At 67.6% G+C, this 18,151-nt stretch carries 20 protein-coding genes; 13 read left to right on the top strand and 7 right to left on the bottom strand.

Annotation, left to right across the window (positions count from 1 at the left end; translation table 11 throughout):
* Positions 1–4 precede the first annotated feature (4 nt).
* From H7V21_RS07800 to H7V21_RS07780, 5 genes are all read left to right on the top strand, one after another.
* Positions 5–574 carry a cob(I)yrinic acid a,c-diamide adenosyltransferase gene (locus H7V21_RS07800; protein ID WP_188056424.1) on the top strand — a complete coding sequence of 190 codons (570 nt, stop codon included), beginning with the start codon at positions 5–7 and terminating at the stop codon, positions 572–574.
* 63 nt (positions 575–637) lie between these two features.
* Positions 638–1,900, top strand: a complete 1,263-nt coding sequence (gene egtB / locus H7V21_RS07795; protein WP_188056250.1) for an ergothioneine biosynthesis protein EgtB — start codon at positions 638–640, stop codon at positions 1,898–1,900.
* A gap of 1 nt (position 1,901) precedes the next feature.
* A complete protein-coding gene (gene egtD / locus H7V21_RS07790) occupies positions 1,902–2,879 on the top strand; it encodes an L-histidine N(alpha)-methyltransferase (RefSeq protein ID WP_188056249.1) in 978 nt (325 codons plus the stop codon).
* A 60-nt stretch (positions 2,880–2,939) separates the two neighbouring features.
* On the top strand, positions 2,940–3,809 hold the full coding sequence (locus tag H7V21_RS07785) for a 3-hydroxybutyryl-CoA dehydrogenase (RefSeq protein ID WP_188056248.1): 870 nt from the start codon (positions 2,940–2,942) through the stop codon (positions 3,807–3,809).
* Positions 3,806–4,228: a hypothetical protein gene (locus H7V21_RS07780; RefSeq protein WP_188056247.1), complete on the top strand. Its 423-nt coding sequence runs from the start codon at positions 3,806–3,808 to the stop codon at positions 4,226–4,228. Before H7V21_RS07785 ends, H7V21_RS07780 begins: the two co-directional genes overlap by 4 nt.
* Positions 4,229–4,242: 14 nt before the next feature.
* On the opposite strand, the gene H7V21_RS07775 is transcribed toward H7V21_RS07780, so the two are convergent.
* The gene (locus tag H7V21_RS07775) at positions 4,243–5,553 is read right to left on the bottom strand and encodes a hemolysin family protein (protein WP_188056246.1); all 1,311 of its coding nucleotides are present in this window, start codon (positions 5,551–5,553) and stop codon (positions 4,243–4,245) included.
* 148 nt (positions 5,554–5,701) lie between these two features.
* Between H7V21_RS07775 and H7V21_RS07770 the strand changes: the two genes are divergently transcribed.
* Positions 5,702–6,379, top strand: a complete 678-nt coding sequence (locus tag H7V21_RS07770; RefSeq protein WP_188056245.1) for an OmpA family protein — start codon at positions 5,702–5,704, stop codon at positions 6,377–6,379.
* Between the two features lie 33 nt (positions 6,380–6,412).
* On the opposite strand, the gene H7V21_RS07765 is transcribed toward H7V21_RS07770, so the two are convergent.
* Both H7V21_RS07765 and H7V21_RS07760 read right to left on the bottom strand, forming a co-directional pair.
* Entirely contained in the window at positions 6,413–6,844 is a 432-nt protein-coding gene (locus H7V21_RS07765; protein ID WP_188056244.1) for a nucleoside deaminase, read from the bottom strand.
* Positions 6,845–6,952: 108 nt separating this feature from the next.
* Complete coding sequence (locus tag H7V21_RS07760) at positions 6,953–7,249, bottom strand: hypothetical protein (RefSeq protein ID WP_188056243.1); 297 nt, start codon at positions 7,247–7,249, stop codon at positions 6,953–6,955.
* A gap of 148 nt (positions 7,250–7,397) precedes the next feature.
* On the opposite strand from H7V21_RS07760, the gene rpmB reads away from it, so the two are divergent.
* Entirely contained in the window at positions 7,398–7,697 is a 300-nt protein-coding gene (rpmB, locus tag H7V21_RS07755; RefSeq protein ID WP_188056242.1) for a 50S ribosomal protein L28, read from the top strand.
* A gap of 4 nt (positions 7,698–7,701) precedes the next feature.
* Here the strand turns inward: rpmB and H7V21_RS07750 are convergent, their stop codons facing one another.
* The 4 genes from H7V21_RS07750 to H7V21_RS07735 form a co-directional block, all read right to left on the bottom strand.
* Positions 7,702–8,694: an esterase-like activity of phytase family protein gene (locus H7V21_RS07750; RefSeq protein ID WP_188056241.1), complete on the bottom strand. Its 993-nt coding sequence runs from the start codon at positions 8,692–8,694 to the stop codon at positions 7,702–7,704.
* Between the two features lie 218 nt (positions 8,695–8,912).
* The gene (phbB, locus tag H7V21_RS07745) at positions 8,913–9,635 is read right to left on the bottom strand and encodes an acetoacetyl-CoA reductase (RefSeq protein WP_188056240.1); all 723 of its coding nucleotides are present in this window, start codon (positions 9,633–9,635) and stop codon (positions 8,913–8,915) included.
* 32 nt (positions 9,636–9,667) lie between these two features.
* On the bottom strand, positions 9,668–10,675 hold the full coding sequence (gene hemH, locus H7V21_RS07740) for a ferrochelatase (protein WP_188056239.1): 1,008 nt from the start codon (positions 10,673–10,675) through the stop codon (positions 9,668–9,670).
* Positions 10,672–12,912 carry a xanthine dehydrogenase family protein molybdopterin-binding subunit gene (locus H7V21_RS07735; protein ID WP_188056238.1) on the bottom strand — a complete coding sequence of 747 codons (2,241 nt, stop codon included), beginning with the start codon at positions 12,910–12,912 and terminating at the stop codon, positions 10,672–10,674. The genes hemH and H7V21_RS07735 overlap by 4 nt, the downstream gene beginning before the upstream one ends.
* A 78-nt stretch (positions 12,913–12,990) precedes the next feature.
* Between H7V21_RS07735 and lgt the strand changes: the two genes are divergently transcribed.
* The 6 genes from lgt (at position 12,991) to H7V21_RS07705 (ending at position 18,141) form a co-directional block, all read left to right on the top strand.
* On the top strand, positions 12,991–13,920 hold the full coding sequence (gene lgt, locus H7V21_RS07730; RefSeq protein WP_188056237.1) for a prolipoprotein diacylglyceryl transferase: 930 nt from the start codon (positions 12,991–12,993) through the stop codon (positions 13,918–13,920).
* A 4-nt stretch (positions 13,921–13,924) separates the two neighbouring features.
* Positions 13,925–14,971, top strand: a complete 1,047-nt coding sequence (locus H7V21_RS07725; protein ID WP_410482674.1) for a class I SAM-dependent methyltransferase — start codon at positions 13,925–13,927, stop codon at positions 14,969–14,971.
* Positions 14,968–15,477 carry a GNAT family N-acetyltransferase gene (locus tag H7V21_RS07720; RefSeq protein WP_188056236.1) on the top strand — a complete coding sequence of 170 codons (510 nt, stop codon included), beginning with the start codon at positions 14,968–14,970 and terminating at the stop codon, positions 15,475–15,477. Before H7V21_RS07725 ends, H7V21_RS07720 begins: the two co-directional genes overlap by 4 nt.
* Positions 15,474–16,244, top strand: coding sequence for a peptidoglycan editing factor PgeF (pgeF, locus tag H7V21_RS07715; protein ID WP_188056235.1), 771 nt, complete (start codon positions 15,474–15,476; stop codon positions 16,242–16,244). Before H7V21_RS07720 ends, pgeF begins: the two co-directional genes overlap by 4 nt.
* 63 nt (positions 16,245–16,307) lie before the next feature.
* Positions 16,308–16,766 carry a two pore domain potassium channel family protein gene (locus H7V21_RS07710; RefSeq protein ID WP_188056234.1) on the top strand — a complete coding sequence of 153 codons (459 nt, stop codon included), beginning with the start codon at positions 16,308–16,310 and terminating at the stop codon, positions 16,764–16,766.
* Between the two features lie 64 nt (positions 16,767–16,830).
* Positions 16,831–18,141 (top strand): cystathionine gamma-synthase family protein, encoded by a 1,311-nt coding sequence (locus tag H7V21_RS07705; RefSeq protein WP_188056233.1) that lies wholly within the window; start codon positions 16,831–16,833, stop codon positions 18,139–18,141.
* Positions 18,142–18,151 lie beyond the last annotated feature (10 nt).

The following is an 18,151-nucleotide window of genomic DNA, read 5'->3' as shown; positions in this document are numbered from 1 at the left end:
GCCGCTGGTCCGGCTGAACCGGATCTACACCCGTACCGGGGATGACGGCACCACGGGTCTGGTGGATGGCTCGCGTCTGCCCAAATCGGATGCGCGGATGGCGGCGATCGGCGCAGTCGACGAAGCCAACAGCGCGATTGGAGTGGCGATCGCCGCGTTGGGAGCGAGCGAGGCAACGGTGCCGCTCCGGCGCATCCAGAATGACCTGTTCGATCTGGGCGCGGACCTGGCGACGCCGGGTGAGGATTTCACGCTCACTGACACCGCTTTGCGCATCACGCAGGCGCAGGTCGCGCGGCTGGAAGCCGAAATTGATGGCATGAATGCACGGCTCGACCCGCTGACCAGCTTCGTGCTGCCGGGCGGCGGAATGGGCGCCGCGTGCTTGCACGTCGCGCGTGCGGTGGTGCGTCGTGCCGAGCGCGAGGCAGTCGCCGCAGCGGGCGCGGTTGCGCTCAATCCGCAAGCGCTGGCGTATCTCAACCGACTTTCGGACCATTTGTTCGTCTTCGCCCGCGTCACCAATGCGGCGGAAGGCGGCGATATTCTGTGGGAGCCGGGAGCTTCGCGCTGAGGCGGGGCGTTAAAGATCGCGCAGGCGATTGGGGCCGCTGCGGCCCGAGTGAGGAGAAGGCGGATGCGAGCGAACCCGGCCAGCGAGAAAGCCCCTGACGAGCTCCTTTCGCGCTATCGCCGAGTCCGGCAGGTGTCGGAAGCGCTCGTTGCGCCGCTGAGCGATGCCGATGCCACCGCCCAGTCGATGGACGACGCCTCGCCCGCCAAATGGCATCTGGCGCACACGACCTGGTTCTTCGAGACCTTCGTGCTGCGCGATCACGTTCGGGGCTATGCGCTGCACGACGAGCGCTTCGCCTATCTGTTCAACAGCTATTACGAAGCCGAAGGTGCGCGCCACGCGCGCCCGCGGCGCGGCATGCTCACTCGGCCGACGCTGGACGCCGTGCTGCGCTGGCGCGCCGCGGTCGATGCGGCGCTCGCGGAGGCGCTGTCCGGTCTGCCCGAGGCGGCGCGGGCGCTGGTGACGCTCGGCTGCCATCATGAAGAGCAGCATCAGGAACTGCTGCTCACCGATCTGCTGCACCTGTTTTCGTGCAATCCGCTCGAACCCGCCGTGTGGCGGGGAGCGCCGAAGATCCCCGTGCCGATGCCCGGCCCCGTCCGGTGGATCGAAGGCGCCAGCGGAACAGTGGAGATCGGCCACGAGGAGAGCCGCGGCTTCGCGTTCGATTGCGAAGGGCCGCGCCATGCCGAGCTGCTTCACCCGCATGCGCTGGCCGACCGCACCGTCACCAACGGCGAATGGGCCGCGTTCATCGCCGACGGCGGCTATGCCGACCCGCGCCACTGGCTCGCGGACGGCTGGGCCTGGGTTCAGGCGGAAGCGATCGGGGCACCGCTGTACTGGGAGCGGCGGGACGGGGTCTGGACGCGGTTCGGGTTGGACGGCCGGCGCCCGATCGACCCGGCGGCACCGGTGACGCACGTGAGCTTCTATGAAGCCGATGCCTATGCCAGCTGGGCGGGAGCACGGCTGCCTACCGAAGCGGAGTGGGAACATGCCGCCGCGACGCACGATCCCGCGCGGGGCAACCAGCTCGACGGCGCTGGCCCGATCGAACCGCGGCCGTCGTCGTGCGGTCCCGCCTTCTTCGGCGACGTCTGGGAATGGACTGGCAGCGCCTATCGCCCTTATCCCGGTTTCCGCGCGGCCGAGGGGGCCGTGGGCGAATATAATGGTAAGTTCATGAGCGGGCAGTTCGTCCTGAAGGGCGGCAGCTGCGCCACGCCGCGCGGTCATGTCCGCGCGAGTTACCGCAATTTCTTTTATCCCCATCAGCGCTGGCAGTTCACCGGCGTCCGGCTCGCAAAGGATCTCTGAGATGCTGAAGCCCGAGGCTGAGGAAGTGCGTGTCGCGCCCGCGGACTCCGCCTTTCGCCACGACGTTCTCGAGGGGCTGTCGCAGAAGCCCAAGGCAGTGCAGGCGCGCTGGCTGTACGATCGGCGCGGATCGGAGCTGTTCGAGGACATCACCGATCTACCCGAATATTATCCCACGCGCACCGAAACCGCGCTGTTGCGCGACGCCTGCCCCGAAGTGGCGAAGATCGCCGGGGCGGGGCGTGCGGTGGTCGAATTCGGCTCCGGCTCGTCGGCGAAGACGCCGATCCTGCTCGCCGCGGCCGATCCGTCGGCCTATGTGCCGATCGACATTTCGGGGGAGTTCCTCCGCGATTCGGCGGCCCAGCTCGGCGATGCGTTTCCGGGTCTGCCGGTGCATCCGGTCGAGGCCGATTTTCTTCGGCCGATCGCCTTTCCCGATGCCGTGAAGGCGCTGCCCAAGCTCGGCTTTTTTCCCGGATCGACCGTCGGCAACATGACCGCGCCCGCCGCAGTGGACCTGCTTCGGGCGATGCGCGGATCGCTGGGCGAGGGCGCGATGCTGCTGATCGGGATCGACCGGGCGAAGGAACCCGCGATTCTGATCCCGGCGTATGACGATGCTGCGGGCGTGACGGCGGCGTTCAACCTCAATCTGCTCGAACGGATCAATCGCGAGCTGGACGGCACGATTCCGGTCGATGCCTTTCGCCATAAGGCAGTGTGGAACGATCGCATCGGTCGGATCGAGATGCACATCGAGGCGCTGAGCGACGTAACGTTCGAAGTTGCGGGCCGCGCGTTCGCAATGGCGGCGGGCGAGACGATCCACACCGAGAACAGCCACAAATACGGCCCGCGCGACGCGCGGCTGCTGCTGCGCGCGGGCGGCTGGACTCCGATCGCCGAATGGACCGATCCCAAGGACTGGTTCGCGCTGATCCTGGCGGAAGCGCAGCCGGTGCGCAGGGCACCCTGAAGCCTTGCGGTCGCTCCCCGCCATCCCGATAGGGGGCGGGAAAAATCCAGGGAGATCGACATGAAGACGGTGGGCGTAATCGGTGCGGGTCAGATGGGTGCGGGCATCGCGCAGGTGGCGGCACAGGCCGGCTATCGCGTATTGCTCTCCGACCTCGACCTCGCGCACGCCGAAAAGGGCAAGGCGGGCATTGCCAAGCAGCTCGACCGTGCGGTTGCGAAGGAAAAGATCAGCCAGTCCGATCGGGACGCGGCGCTCGCCCACATCGAGCCGGTGGGAGACGTGTCGGCGATGGCGCCGTGCGATCTGGTGATCGAAGCAGCGACCGAGCGCGAGGAGGTCAAGCGCAAGATCTTCGAAGCGGTCGGCAAGGTGCTGCGCGACGACGCGATCCTCGCCAGCAACACATCGTCGATCCCGATCACCCGGCTGGCGCAGGCGGCGCCCGATCCAGCGCGCTTCATGGGTGTCCACTTCTTCAACCCGGTTCCGGTGATGGGACTGATCGAGCTGATCCGCGGGCTTGCGACCTCGGACGCCACGGTTGCGGCGGTCGAGGCGTTCGGCAAGACGCTGGGCAAGGAGATCGTCCACGCGAACGACGCGCCGGGCTTCATCGTCAATCGCGTGCTGATGCCCTTCCTCAATGAAGCCTGCTTCGCGCTGGGCGAGGGCGTGGCGACGATCCCCGACATCGACACCGCCGTGAAGCTGGGGCTCAACCACCCGATGGGGCCGCTGACGCTGGCCGATTTCATCGGGCTCGATACGTGCCTGGAAATCTGCAAGGTGCTGTTCGAAGGCACCGGCGATCCGAAATACCGCCCCGCGCCGCTGCTGATCAAATATGTCGAAGCCGGCTGGTACGGCCGCAAGACCGGGCGCGGCTTCTACGATTATTCCAGCGAGGAACCGGTGCCGACGCGGTGATCGGCGCGGGTGTGCGGACTCGCCGGGTGCGGGTGCTGCGAATCTATTGCCCCGTGGGTGTGGAGGTGCTGCGCCGAGTCGCGGCGGGAGAATCGCCGACGGACCTGGGTGATCCCACCTTGGCGAAGATGCTTGCGGCCGTCCGCGCGCATACGGGGCTGGGCGACTTCGGCATCTACCGCTCAGTGATCGAGCTTGCGCCCGGCTGGGAGCTGTTCACGCCCGGCGATCGTGCCGCTCCCGCGTTCGGTGAGCCTGGCGTGCCGGCGGCCTCGCCCACGCTGGTGCTGACGGTGCACGTTGCTGCGGAGATTGCTGTTGAGGCGTTCGCGCGCGCTCTGGAGGCAATTCTCGAAGCGCATCCCTGGGAAGTGCCTGTGGTCGAACTGGGCGAGGCGGAACTGCTGGTTCGTGCCTGATCTGAGCGGGGGGCTCAGTCTTCGTCGACCTCGCTCACCAGCAGCTTGTCGATCTTGCGACCGTCCATGTCGACGATCTCGAAGCGGAAACCGTGCTCGCGAAACACTTCGCCTTCGACCGGCAGGTGCTTGAGCGCCGCCAGCGCCAGCCCGGCCACGGTCGCATAGTCGCGATCCTCGGGCAGATCGATTCCGAGCCGATCGGCGAGCGAATCGGCCGCCATCTGGCCCGAGACGAGCAGCGACCCATCCTCGCGCTCGACGATGTTCGGCGAATCGCCCGGATCGGTGTCGGACGCGAAGTCGCCGGCGATCGCGGCGAGCAGATTGGCCGGAGTCACGATCCCTTCGAAATGGCCATATTCGTCATGAACGAAGCCCATCGGGACATCGGCGCGGCGCAGCGCGCCCAGCGCGTCCATTGCATCGACCTGATCGGGCAGCACCGGCGCCTCGCGCATCAGTCGCCGCAGGTCGAGCGGTTCGCCGCGGACCATCGCCGAGACGATATCGCGCGCCTGTACCACGCCGATCACCGAATCGACCGAGCCTTCCGCCACCGGCAGCCGTGTGTGCGGCGTTTCGAGCAGCGCGGCGCGGATCGCGGCTTCGTCGAGATCGGCGTTGAGCCAGTCGACTTCGGTGCGCGGCGTCATCACTTCGCGCACCGGCCGGTCGGCGAGCCGCACGACGCCCGAGATGATCGTGCGCTCATGCTCCTCGATCACGCCCGAGCGGGTCGCTTCGGCGACGATCAGGTGCAGCTCCTCCGCAGTGACGCGGTTTTCCGATTCGCGGCTGAGGCCGACGAGGCGGAAAAGCAGCGCGCTGGTCGAATCGAGCAGCCACACGATCGGCGCGGTGATGCGGCTGAGCCACAGCATCGGCAGGGCGACCATCGCGGCGATCGGCTCGGGCGAGCGCAGCGCGAACTGCTTGGGCACCAGTTCGCCGATCACCAGCGAGGCATAGGTGGTGAGGCCGATCACCAGGGCGAGGCTCGCGGTCTGCGCCGTTTCGGCGCTCAGCCCCAGCAGCTCGAGCCGCGCGGCGACGGGGCCGCCCAGGCTCGCTCCCGAATAGGCGCCGGCCACGATGCCGATCAGCGTGATGCCGATCTGCACGGTGGAAAGGAACTTGCCCGGATCGGCGGCAAGACGCAGCGCAGTCGCTGCCCCGCTCCGGCCGACGCGCGCCATCGCGTCCAGCCGTGCCTTGCGGGCGGAGACGATCGCCAGCTCGGACATGGCGAAAAGGCCGTTCAACGCGACCAGCGCGAGAATGATCGCGACGTCGATCCAGGGGAAGGGGGGAAGCGGGTGCATAGCCAGCGCCCCTCCATAGTCATAGAATCCTGTGTTTCACAATGGGCGCGGAGGGGTTTCGCTCATCCGCCGTTCAATCCGGCTGCGGAACAAGCCGCCCGGGGCAGCTGTTTCCGCCCCACAGGAATCGCCCGCAAGGAGGACCGCAATGCGCTTGATACCCCAGCTTCTCACTGCCTCGGCACTGGCCGCGATGACCGTGACCGCCGCCTGCGTCACCGACCCGGTGACCGGCGAGCGCCGGATTTCCAAGGCCGCGATCGGCGGCGTCGGCGGCGCGCTGGGCGGCTATCTGCTCGGCGATCTCGTGGGCGGGCGCCGCGACCGGACCGAGAAGATCATCGGTGCGGGAATCGGCGGCATCGCCGGCGCCGCGGTCGGCAACTATATGGATCGCCAGGAGCAGGAGCTGCGCCGCCGTACCGCGGGGACCGACGTCGACGTCATCCGCCAGGGCGACGAGCTGATCCTCAACATGCCGTCGGGGATCACCTTCGGCTATGACAGCGCAACCGTGCAGCCGCAGTTCCGCCCGACGCTCGATCAGGTTGCCGATGTGCTCTCGCAATATGAGCAGACGTATGTCGATGTGTACGGCCATACCGATTCGACCGGCAGCGACGCCTACAACCAGACGCTGTCGGAGCGGCGTGCGCGTTCGGTCGCCGACTATCTCACCAGCAATGGCGTGAACTCGGCGCGAATCGCCACTCGCGGTTTCGGCGAAACCCAGCCGATCGCGTCGAACGACACCGAGGAGGGCCGTGCGGAAAATCGTCGGGTCGAGATCAAGATCGTGCCAGTGCAGGAAAGCTACACCAACTGATGCTCGCGCCTCCCCGGCTGCGCCGGGGAGGCATCAGCCGCGTCGCGCGGCAAAGAATTCCCGAAGCAGCGCGGCGGCCTCGCTCTCGCCGATGCCGCCATAGACTTCCGGCCGGTGGTGGCAGGTGGGCTGCGTGAAGAAGCGCGGGCCATGTTCCACCGCGCCGCCCTTGGGATCGCTCGCGCCGAAATAGAGCCGCGCGATTCGCGCATGGGCGATCGCGCCCGCGCACATCGCGCAGGGCTCGAGTGTAACCCACAGGTCGCAATCCTCGAGTCGTTCGCGCCCCAGCCGCGCCGCTGCTTCGCGAATCGCGCGAATCTCGGCGTGGGCGGTGGGATCGTGCAACCTGCGCGGCGCATTGCCGGCGCCGGCGACGATCTCGCCGCCGCAGACGATCACGGCGCCGACCGGCACTTCGCCGGCCTCGCCCGCGACGCGCGCGGCCTCGAGCGCCGCGCGCATTGCTGGAGGCATCGGAAACATGGCGGTCTCGCCTAGCCCAATGCGCCCGCGTCGTCACCGGCGGCACGGGCGCGCCGGAAGGTGGCCGGACCGAATCGGTGGGTGGTCCTATTCTTCCTTCGCCGCCGCCGTGCCGTTCGACGCCTGCTCAACCTCGAGCGTCGGAAGCGAAATGGTGGTGTTGCGCATTTCCACCGTCGGCAGTTCGACCGTGGTGTTGGTGCTCCCGACCGAGATCTTGCCGGTCTCCGCCTTGAAGCTGGGCATCCGCCCTTCCTCCATGCTGAACCGGATCTTCGGCAGTGCGGCGTCGTCCTGCTGTTCGAAGCGCAGCATTCCGAGCGCCATGAGACCGACGAGTACGAGAGCAGCTATTCCGATCAAGGCTAGAATCGCACGCATCATTCAATCTCCCCCCTTTGGATTGCTTGCGCAGCGTGGATGCTATCCACCATCGTCGCCCTGTGGTAAATGGGGAATTGGTTGACGCCGCGTCCCAGAATGGCTATCGGCGCCGCCTTTCCGGGCAACCCCGAAACTCAGGAATCTAGCGATGTCGCGCATCTGCGAACTCACCGGCAAGGGCCGGCAGGTGGGACACAATGTTTCCCACGCCAATAACAAGACCAAGCGCACCTTTCTGCCCAACCTGCAGAACGTCACGCTGATGTCCGACGCGCTGGGCCGCAGCGTCCGCCTGCGCGTTTCGACGCACGGGCTGCGTTCGGTCGAGCATGTCGGCGGTCTCGACAACTGGCTGCTCAAGACCCGTGACGACGATCTCTCGCTGCGCGCCCGCCGCCTGAAGCGCGACGTGCGCAAGGCCGTCGCCGGCACGTCCGCAGCGGCCTGAAACCTCAGCGTTCCGGCGCGGCGTTCGCGTCGAGCCGGAACTTCAGCAGCAGCGTCTGCTGAAACAGGCTCTCGTTGTCGTCCGACGCGATCCACAGGATCGTTGCGCCGCCTTCACGCGTGACGGCGAGTGCCTCGAAGTTATCGTGCAGGGCAGGCGGCGCGAACGTTGCGAGCGTGCGCCCGCCCACCGTCGCGCCCGAACGAATCGCCGCGCGGGGCACCACGACCAGCTTTGCAGTGAATCCCCGAGCGATCGAAACCGCGCGCGTGAGCACCAGAATGTCGCCGCTCGGCAATTCCGCCGCCGCCACCGGCCGATAGCCGGGGGGCGCGCGGAATCGGAAAGCGAAGCCCCGCCGAGGAGGCTCGGTGGGATCGCTGCGGAACCACAGCGCCGGATGCAGCGAGGCGTCACTCTCCACCACGTCTTCCGCAAAGACCAGGAACGATCCGTCGGCGAGCCGGGCCATCGCTTCTGCTCCGCGATTGAGCGACCAGTCGGACATTTCGCGCGGCCTCGCCCGGCGTTCGGCGCGCGCGAAGCCCGGGGCATAGCGCCAGATCGCATTGTCCCGCTCGAATCCGACCCAGATCCGGCCGCTCGCGGAGTCGATCGCCACCGATTCGCTGTCGCGATCCTCCTTGGACCAGCCGGTGCCGGGGCCGTCGGGCAGCGATCCGGCCTCGACGTCGCGCGGCTGCCAGTCGGCGCCCAACCGGAAGCGGAGGAAGTTGCCGCCGTCGCTCAGCAGCGTGAACCGGTCGCCCTCCACCGCGAGCGCGGAGAAGCCGCCGAAAGCCGGATCGCCGCTCGCCAGTCGCAGCCCGCCAAGATAGGTGAGCGGCCCCAGCTGCCGCTCGTGCGGCGCCAGCGGAAACAGCGCGACGGGCGTGGCTCTCAGGCTGGGAGTGCCGGAGGGCCGCCGCAGCGGCGCTTCACCGGAATAGCCCGGGACGAGCAGGATCAGGAGAAGGATCGACAGGAAGATACGCACCAAAGACCCCATAGCGACGGCAGCGCGCGAGCGTCAGCCCCGCAGCGGAATCTTCAGCTTCCTGAACGTCCGATAACCACGCTGTTCAGCTTGGAATCAACGGAACCTCGCTACACCGACAACAGTTGTCGCGTAACTTCCCTCGCGTAGCGTATCGAGGGGTGGGGGCCGGTCCTTCGGGGCCGGCCCTTTCGACGCCCGCCCTTTCGACGCCCGCCTCAGTACATGTGCTGGCCGCCGTTGATCGACAGCGTCGATCCGGTCACGAAGCCCGCTTCCTCCGAGCAGAGGAATGCCACGCCGCGCGCAATCTCGCTCGCCTGGCCGAGCCGGCCGACTGGAATCTTTGCGACGATCTTTTCCAGCACTTCGGGGGGAACCGCGGCGACCATATCGGTATCGATATAGCCGGGCGCCACGGCGTTGACGGTGACGCCCGATCGCGCGCCTTCCTGGGCCAGCGCCTTGGTGAAGCCATGGATGCCCGATTTCGCGGCGGCATAATTCACCTGGCCATATTGCCCTGCCTGTCCGTTGATCGAGCCGATGTTGACGATGCGGCCCCAGCGCCGGCTGCGCATTCCGGGGTAGCAGGCATGCGCCATGTTGAAGCATCCGCCAAGATTGATGCGAATCACTTCGTCCCACATCTCGGCGGTCATCTTGTGCAGCGTGGCGTCGCGCGTGATGCCGGCATTGTTGACGAGGATCTCGACCGGGCCGAGTTCCTCCTCAACGCGCTTCACGCCCGCGGCGCATGCAGCGAAATCGCCCACGTCCCATTTGAACGCGGCGATGCCGTTCCGTTCGGTAAAGGCGCGCGCCTTCTCGTCATTACCGGCATAGTTGGCTGCGACGCGGACGCCCTGATCCTTGAGCGCCAGGCTGATCGCTTCGCCGATGCCGCGCGTTCCGCCGGTGACGATCGCTACGCGTGCCATGTGCCGTTCCTCTCCTGTTGGTTGCCGCGACGCTAGGCGGCGTCCGTCCAGCCTGCAAGCTCGCGCGACAGGATCGTTTGCAACATCGCTATCCCGGTGTCGCTTGCATTGAGGCAGGGCAGATAGGTGAAATCGGTTCCTCCCGCCTCGAGGAAGGTTTCGCGGCCGCGGATGGCGAGTTCCTCGAGCGTCTCGAGGCAATCGGCGGAGAAGCCGGGGGCGAGGATTGCGACCTTGCGGACGCCTTCGCCGGGCAACGCGGCCAGCGTAGCATCGGTCGCCGGCTCGAGCCACTTTGCGCGGCCGAATCGCGACTGGAAAGCGACGCGAAGCTCGCGGCCCATCGCCTCGCCCAGCAGCCGCGCGGTCTTGCGGCAGTGGCAGTGGTACGGATCGCCAAGGTGCAGCGTCCGCTCGGGCATGCCGTGGAAGCTGGCGATGAGCGCGTCCGGGGTGAAATCCAGTTCGGCGAGCGCCGTTTCCACCGATTGCTTCAACGCGCCGATATAGGCGGGATCGTCATGATAGGGCGGCAGCGTCCGCACTGCCGGTTGCCAGCGCATTCCGGCCAGCGCCGCGAAGGCCTTGTCGTTCGCGGTCGCCGTCGTCGCGGCGCAATATTGGGGATAGAGCGGCGCCAGCAGGATGCGCTCGCAGCCTGCTTCCTTCATCGCGCGCAGCCGGTCTCCGATCGCCGGATTGCCGTAGCGCATCGCCCAGTCGACCGTGACGTCCGGGCCCCAGCTACCCTGCAAGGCTGCGGCCTGTGCCTTCGTCACAGCGGCGAGCGGCGATCCTTCCTCCTGCCACACCTGCGAATAGGCATGCGCCGATTGCTTCGGCCGCGTGCGCAGGATGATGCCGCGCAGGATCGGCTGCCACACGAGCGGCGGGATCTCGACCACGCGGGGATCGGACAGAAACTCGCCCAGATAGCGGCGCACCGCGGGCGCATCGGGCGCGTCGGGCGTGCCGAGATTGATGAGGAGCACGCCGATGCGGCGTGGCGGAATCGCCGGGTGATCTTGGGGGGGGGTCATTCGAGCTCCGAAAGAAGCGGCAGGCGGCGGAAGCGTACTCCGGTCGACGCCTGAAGGGCATTGGCGATCGCCGGGGCGACCGGCGGCACGGCGATTTCGCCGACACCGCCCGGATCCGAGCCGCTGCGGATCAGCTCGACCATGATCTCCGGGGTGTCGGCGAGGCGCGGCAGGTTGAGTTGTCCGATCCGCTGGTGCGTCGGCAGATTATCGCTGATTTCGGTGCTTGCGCCGACTGCCGCCGACATGCCGAAGATCAGGCCGCCTTCGATCTGCTGGCGCACCAGATCGGGATTGACGATTTGCCCGCAGTCGACCGCCGCCACCAGCCGGTCGACTCGCACCTTGCGGTCGCGGCCGAGCCGCGCCTCGGCCAGCACGGCGATGTAGCTGCCGCGAAAGGCGTGGCAGGCGATGCCCTGGCCGCTCCCCTGCACGCCGCCTCGCCAGCCGCCGAGCTGAGCAACCGTTGTCAGGCATCGTGCCAGCCGCGGCTGCTCGCGCAGCATCGCCATGCGAAAGCTGTGCGCCTCGACTCCGGCGACATGGGCGAGTTCGTCGAGGAAACACTCGGTGAAGAACGCCGTGTAGCTGTGCGCCGCCGAACGCCAATGACCGGTCGGCACGCGCAGCTCGGCCGGATGATGATCGACGGCATAGGCTGGGATCGCATAGGGCGGAACGGCGCCTGCGACGGCGCTCGGATCGCGCCCGGTGGGGATGGCGAGCGACGCGGCGATGAAGGGGTCGCTGCCGAGCAGCCGATCGGCCAGTTCCCGGCTCGTGGCGGGGGCGGCGATCTTGGCGAGCCAGCCGGTGACGCTGCCGTTTTCGATTCGCCCGGCCATGCGCGCGGCCGCGGCGGGACGAAAGCGGTCCTGCCGCAGATCCTCGGCACGCGACCAGGTCAACTGCACCGGCCGTTCGAGCTGCTTGGCGATCACGGCCACTTGCGTTGCCACCTGATGCTCAAGCCTGGCGCCGAACGAGCCGCCCGCCATGACCGGGTGAAGCGTGACTCGCTCTTCGCTCAATCCCGCCGCGCGGGCCGCAGCGGCGCGAGTCAGGCCAGGCGCCTGCGCCGGCGCCCACAGCGTTAGCCGACCGTCGCGGAACGCCGCGGTGGCGGTCATCGGCTCGACAGCGGCATGAACCGCGAGACCGACGCGATATTCCCCGGTCACCACGCGCGCGTCCCGGAAGGTGGCGGCGAGGTCGCCCTGGCTGGCGATGCGCACGCCGTCACCTTCCAGTGCCTGGGTGAGCGCTTCCTCGATCGAATCGCTGTTGAGAACCTCGCCTTCGATGGCGAAGCGGGGGCGCATCGCTTCCAGCGCGCGATCGGCTGCCCACCAGTTGTCCGCGACCGCGGCGACCCAGCGGTCGGCACGCACCACGGCCAGCATTCCGCGCACGCGATTGGCCGCGCGTTCGTCGAGGCCGGTCAATTCTCCGGTGCCCGGCGGCGCCTGGCGCACCGAGGCGAAGACCATGTCGGGCAGGCGGATGTCGGCGGCATAGTTGACGCTGCCATCCACCTTGGCCGGCACGTCGAGCCGCGGCACCGCAGCCCCGTAGAGGCGGCTCCCCTCGCCTGAGCGCAGCGGCACCGGATCGGGCAGGCTTTCGTCGGCGGCCTCTGCCGCCAGCGCGCCGAAGGGAAGTCGTGCGTTGCCGCGCACGACATAGCCGTCGGCCGTGCCGCACGCCTGCCAGTCGACACCCCAGCGCCGCGCCGCCGCCTTGCACAGCAGGACCCGCGCCGAGGCGCCCGCCAGGCGCAACTGGTCCTCGAACGTGCGAACCGAGGAAGAGGCGCCCGTGAGGACCAGTGCGTTGCGGGTGGCATGCGTCCGCTGGAGCCCCTCGGGCAGCGCGCCGAGGCTCGTCTCGAACAGCGTCACCGAAGCGAGCGGATTGGCATAGAGCGGATTGAGCGGCGCGGCTTCGACGCCCACGCTGTTCCAGTCGGCGCCAAGCTCGTCGGCCAGGATCTGCGGGAGCCCGGTATAGACGCCTTGCCCCAGCTCGGTCTGCGGCACGACGACGGTGACATGGCCGTCGGTCCCGATCTTCAGCCAGGCGCCGAAGATCGTCTCGCCCGGCTCGGCCGTCAGGTTCGGCATATAGGTGCGGGGCCATACTGCCCAGGTGACCACCAGCCCGAGCCCCAGGCCGCCGCCGATCAGAATCGTGCGCCTGCTGGGTCCTTTGCTCGCGCGTTCGTCCACCGCCATGGCGTTGCTCTATCGCGCGGGGGCGTGGTGCGCCAGTCGCTCCCGCAACGGCGCTTGGGTTTCCTCGACGCGCACGCTATGGGACGCGCGAACCGCCCGGGAAAGGGTCCTCCAAGCGTGCTCCAGACCATCCTCGCTGCCGCCAGTTCGCATCTGGTTTTCACCGAACTGGGGCTGAATCCGAACGTGTTCTCGATCCCGTTGTTCGGGACGACCTTCGCGCTCAAATGGTATTCGCTCGCCTATATCGCCGGGCTGGCGATCGGCTGGTGGTATCTGCTGAAGCTGATTGCGCAGCCGGGCGCGCCGATGGCGAAGCGCCATGCCGACGATCTGTTCGTCTATGCTGCCCTCGGCGTCATTCTGGGCGGCCGGATCGGCTATGTCCTTTTCTATCAGCCGATGATGCTGCTCAATCCGATCTCGGTGCTGAAGCTGTGGGATGGCGGCATGTCGTTCCACGGCGGCGTGATCGGAACATCGCTCGGGCTGATCTGGATGGCGCATCGCCACAAGCTCGATTGGCTGCGCATCCACGACTATGTCGCCTGCTGCGCTCCGATCGGGCTGTTTCTCGGCCGCTGCGCGAACTTCGTGAACGGCGAGCTCTGGGGGAAGCCGACGGACGTTCCCTGGGCCGTGGTCTTCCCGCATACGGTCGCCTTCGGGCCCGAGCCGGCGCGTCACCCGAGCCAGCTCTATGAGGCTGGGCTCGAAGGGCTGCTGCTCTTCGCACTGCTCGCCTTCCTGTTCTGGCGGACGCGCGCCCGCTGGAAGCCGGGTCTGCTCGTCGGCGTCTTTCTGCTCGGCTATGGCCTGGCGCGCTTCTTCGTCGAATTCTTCCGCGAGCCGGATCGCCAGTTCGAAGGCACCTTCCTCGCGACCACCATCCACATGGGCCAGCTGCTCACGCTCCCGATGATCGCCGGCGGCATCTATCTGATCGTCACTGCACACAAGCGCAGCGCACGTGCCGCGCCGGTGCCGGGCAGCGAAAGCGTTGCCTGAGCCAGTGAGCGAGCCGCATCTGCCCGAGCGCCTCGCCCGCGCGATCACCCTCGCGGGCCCGATTCCGCTGTCGCAATATATGGGCGCCGCGAACGCGCATTATTACGCGACTCGCGATCCGCTGGGCGAACGCGGCGATTTCACGACCGCGCCCGAAGTAAGCCAGATGTTCGGTGAACTGATCGGTCTGTGGCTTGCTGATCTGTGGGACCGCGCCGGCCGCCCGCCCGCGCGCTACGTCGAGCTGGGGCCTGGCCGGGGCACGCTTGCGCAGGATGCGCTGCGGGCGATGGCAAAGGCAGGGCTGGCGCCGCCGGTGCATTTCATCGAGACCAGCCCGACGCTGCGGGCCGCGCAGGCCGAGCGGGTGCCGGACGCCGAATGGCACGTCGATCTCGTCGGCGTGCCCGACGACGGTGCGTTGCTGGTGGTTGCGAACGAATTCTTCGATGCGCTGCCGATCCGCCAGCTCGTCAAGACTGCGGAAGGCTGGCGCGAGCGTCTGGTCGCCTGCCAGGACACGCTGTTCCTGCCGGTGGTCGGCGATCGCAGCTTCGACAGCATCATCCCGCCCGAGCTGCGCGATGCGCCCTATGGCTCGATCCTCGAAACCTCGCCGGCCAGCGTGGCGCTGATGCGGCAGCTCGCCAAGCGGCTGACGGCACAGGGCGGCGCCGTGCTGATCGCCGACTATGGCTATTCCGGGCCGGCAGTGGGGGACACGTTCCAGGCGGTTCGCGGTCACCGCTTCGCCAACCCGTTCGAGGATCCGGGCGAGCAGGATCTCACTGCGCATGTGGACTTTGCCACGCTCGCCGAAGCGGCACGAGCGGAGGAACTGATCGCCCATGGCCCGGTCGAGCAGGGGCTGTTTCTCGAAGCGCTCGGAATCGGCCCGCGTGCCGAGGCGCTGGTCCGCAGCGCGCCGGCGCGTGCGGAGGAAGTCGCCGAGGCGCGTTCCCGGCTGACCGGGGCGGAGCAGATGGGCAGCCTGTTCAAGATGCTCGGGCTCACTGCGCCTGGTTGGCCCGAACCAGCGGGATTCGCGTGATCGCCTATCGCGATGCGGCGCCTGCGGACGGTCCGGCGCTCGCCGGCATGGCGAAGCGCGCCTTCACCGACACTTTCGGTAGCCTGTATCGCGCGTCCGATCTGGCTGCGTTTCTTGATTCCACCTTCGGCGACGAAGGGCTGCCCTCGCACCTCTCCGATCGGCGTTATGCCGTGCGGCTGGCGCGCGACGCGGAAGCGATCGTCGGCTTCGCGAAGCTGGGGCCGGTCGCGTTTCCCGGCGTTTGGGGCGCGGACGTGATCGAGCTGCACCAGCTCTACGTCCTTGGCCCCTGGCAAGGCGAGGGTGTGGCGCCGGTGCTGATGGACTGGGCGCTCGCGAAGGCGCGCGCGGACGGCTATCGCCGGATGGTGCTCAGCGTCTTCGTCGACAACATCCGTGCCCAGCGCTTCTATGCACGCTACGGCTTCACCGAGGTGGGCCGCTACGAATTCCGGGTCGGTGAACAGATCGACGACGATCGCATCTGGAGTCTCGATCTATGAGCGGCGTCGATGTGATCCGCGCGGCGGCGCTGGACGGAGTGGCGCACGGATTCCTCGGCCGCCGGGGCGGGGTCTCCAGCGGCGTCCACGCGGGGCTCAACGTCGGCCCCGGCTCGGACGATGCGCCCGAGGCAGTCGCCGAGAACCGCCGCCGCGCGACCGAGGCAGTATCGCCGGGCGCCGCGCTGGTGACGCTCTACCAGGTCCATTCGCCCGATGCGGTCGCCGTGGTCGAGCCGTTCGCGGATCGGCTGCGCCCGCACGCCGATGCGCTCGTGACGAATCGGCCCGGCTTGGCGCTCGGCATCCTCACTGCGGACTGCGCGCCGGTGCTGTTCGCCGATCGTGAGGCCGAGGTGGTCGGCGCCGCCCATGCCGGCTGGAAGGGGGCGATCGGCGGCGTTACCGATGCGACACTGTCGCTCATGGAGTCGCTTGGCGCCCGGCGCGAGCGGATCATTGCGGCGGTGGGGCCATGCATCGCGCGCGCCAGCTATGAAGTAGACGCCGGGTTCTTCCGCCGATTTGTCGAGGAGAGCCCGGAGAACGAACGCTTCTTCGTCGATGGCCGCGCCGGGCGCCATCAGTTCGACCTCGAAGCCTATGTGGTCCACCGGCTTGCCGCGGCGGGTGTTCGCACCATCGAGGCACTGGGGCTCGACACCTATGCTGATCCGGAGCGGTTCTACAGCTATCGCCGGGCCACGCACCGCGGCGAGCCAGACTATGGGCGTCAGATCAGCATCATTGCGCTCTCCGGCGCCTGAGCGCCCCTCGCTTCGGAACGCAATCTGTCGCGGCGCGCTTGTCCCCGCGACAGGGAGGCCGGTTTGGATCCGCAAACGCAGCAACAGGCGGTCACGCTCGGCACGCAACTCGGCGCCGCGGGGCTCTCGGTGCTGCTGATGACGATGGTGCATGGTTTGGGGCTGTTGCTGGTGATGCGGCTGTTCAACCTCGCGCCCGAGAATCTGGCGGAGCGCGAGGTGAACTCGCGCTCGATGCTGCGGCTCGGCGCGCTCGGCGTCGCGCTGTTCGCGCTGCACCTGATCGAGATCGGGATGTTCGCCGTCTTCTATCGCGTGATCGGCGCGCTCGAGACGGCGGAGGAGGCGCTGTATTTCTCGGCGTCCGCCTATGCCACGCTCGGCCGTCCCGACGAAGGCTTCCCGCACGAGTGGCGCCTGATGATCGCCGTGGAGGCCGTCATCGGCTTCGTGCTCATCTCGTGGTCGGCGGCGTTCATCGTGAGCGCGATCAACAGCCTGCGCCAGGAGAAGTCGGAATAGTTGCAGATGATACCTTCTGTCGGCGGCGACGCCCGCCTATAGGCCAGCCCAGAGAGGAGATCGCATGAAGGACGAAACCGAAGCCGACATGACCGGCATCACCCCGCGGCGCCGGCCAAAGCCCGATATCGAGGAAATCGGCGGCCGCAAGCTCAAGCCCTCGACTCTGATGATGGGCCATGGTTTTGATCCGGCGCTGTCCGAAGGATCGCTGAAGCAGCCGATCTTCGCGACCTCGACCTTCGTGTTTCCCAGCGCCGCCGCCGGCAAGCGCCATTTCGAAGGGATCACCGGCAAGCGGCCCGGCGGCGCCGAAGGCCTCGTCTATTCGCGCTTCAACGGCCCCAACCAGGAGATCCTCGAGGATCGACTGGCTGTGTGGGAAGAAGCCGAAGAGGCGCTTGCCTTCTCGTCGGGCATGTCGGCGATCGCGACGCTGTTCCTCGCCGCGTGCAATCCCGGCGACACGATCATCCATTCGGGCCCGCTCTATGCGGCGACGGAAACGCTGATCGGCCGCATTCTCGGCAAGTTTGGTGTGAAGTTCATCGACTTTCCTGCCGATGCGAGCCCCGAGGAGATCGAGCAGGTGCTGCGCCGGGCCGGCGACAGCCGCGTGGCGCTGATCTATCTCGAGAGCCCTGCGAACCCGACCAACATGCTGGTCGATGTGGAAGCGGTCGCTGCCGCGCGCGACAAGGTCTTCGCCGATCACGAGGAGAAGCCTCCGGTCGCGATCGACAACACCTTTCTCGGCCCGCTGTGGCAAAGGCCGCTGCATCACGGCGCCGATATCGTGGTGTACAGCCTCACCAAATATGCGGGTGGCCATTCCGATCTGGTGGCGGGCGGCGTGCTCGGCACCAAGAAGGCGCTCGATCCGATCCGCGCGATGCGCAACACGATCGGCACCATCTGCGACCCGAACACTGCCTGGATGCTCTGCCGCAGCCTCGAAACGCTCGAACTGCGCATGAGCCGCGCGGGCGAGAATGCGGCCAAGGTGTGCGAATTCCTGCGCGACCATCCCAAGGTCGAGCGGGTCGGCTATCTCGGATTCCTGAAGGACGATGCGCAGGCGGACATCTATCAGCGGCACTGCACCGGCGCCGGGTCGACTTTCTCGCTGTACCTGAAGGGCGGCGAGGCGGAGGCGTTCAAGTTCCTCGATTCACTCCGAATCGCCAAGCTTGCCGTGAGCCTGGGCGGTACCGAGACGCTGGCGAGTCATCCTGCGGCGATGACGCATCTGTCGGTGCCGGAAGACCGCAAGGCGGCGCTGGGCATCACCGACAATCTGGTGCGCATCTCGGTCGGGGTCGAGGACGCCGACGATCTGATCGCCGATTTCGCCGCCGCGCTCGACGCGATCTGAACGGACTCGG

The organism is Sphingosinithalassobacter sp. CS137, from assembly GCF_014334115.1.
Taxonomy (GTDB): Bacteria; Pseudomonadota; Alphaproteobacteria; order Sphingomonadales; family Sphingomonadaceae; genus Sphingomonas.
The sequence above is the reverse complement of the archived record's forward strand: the minus strand, read 5'-3'. Positions and strand labels throughout refer to the sequence as shown.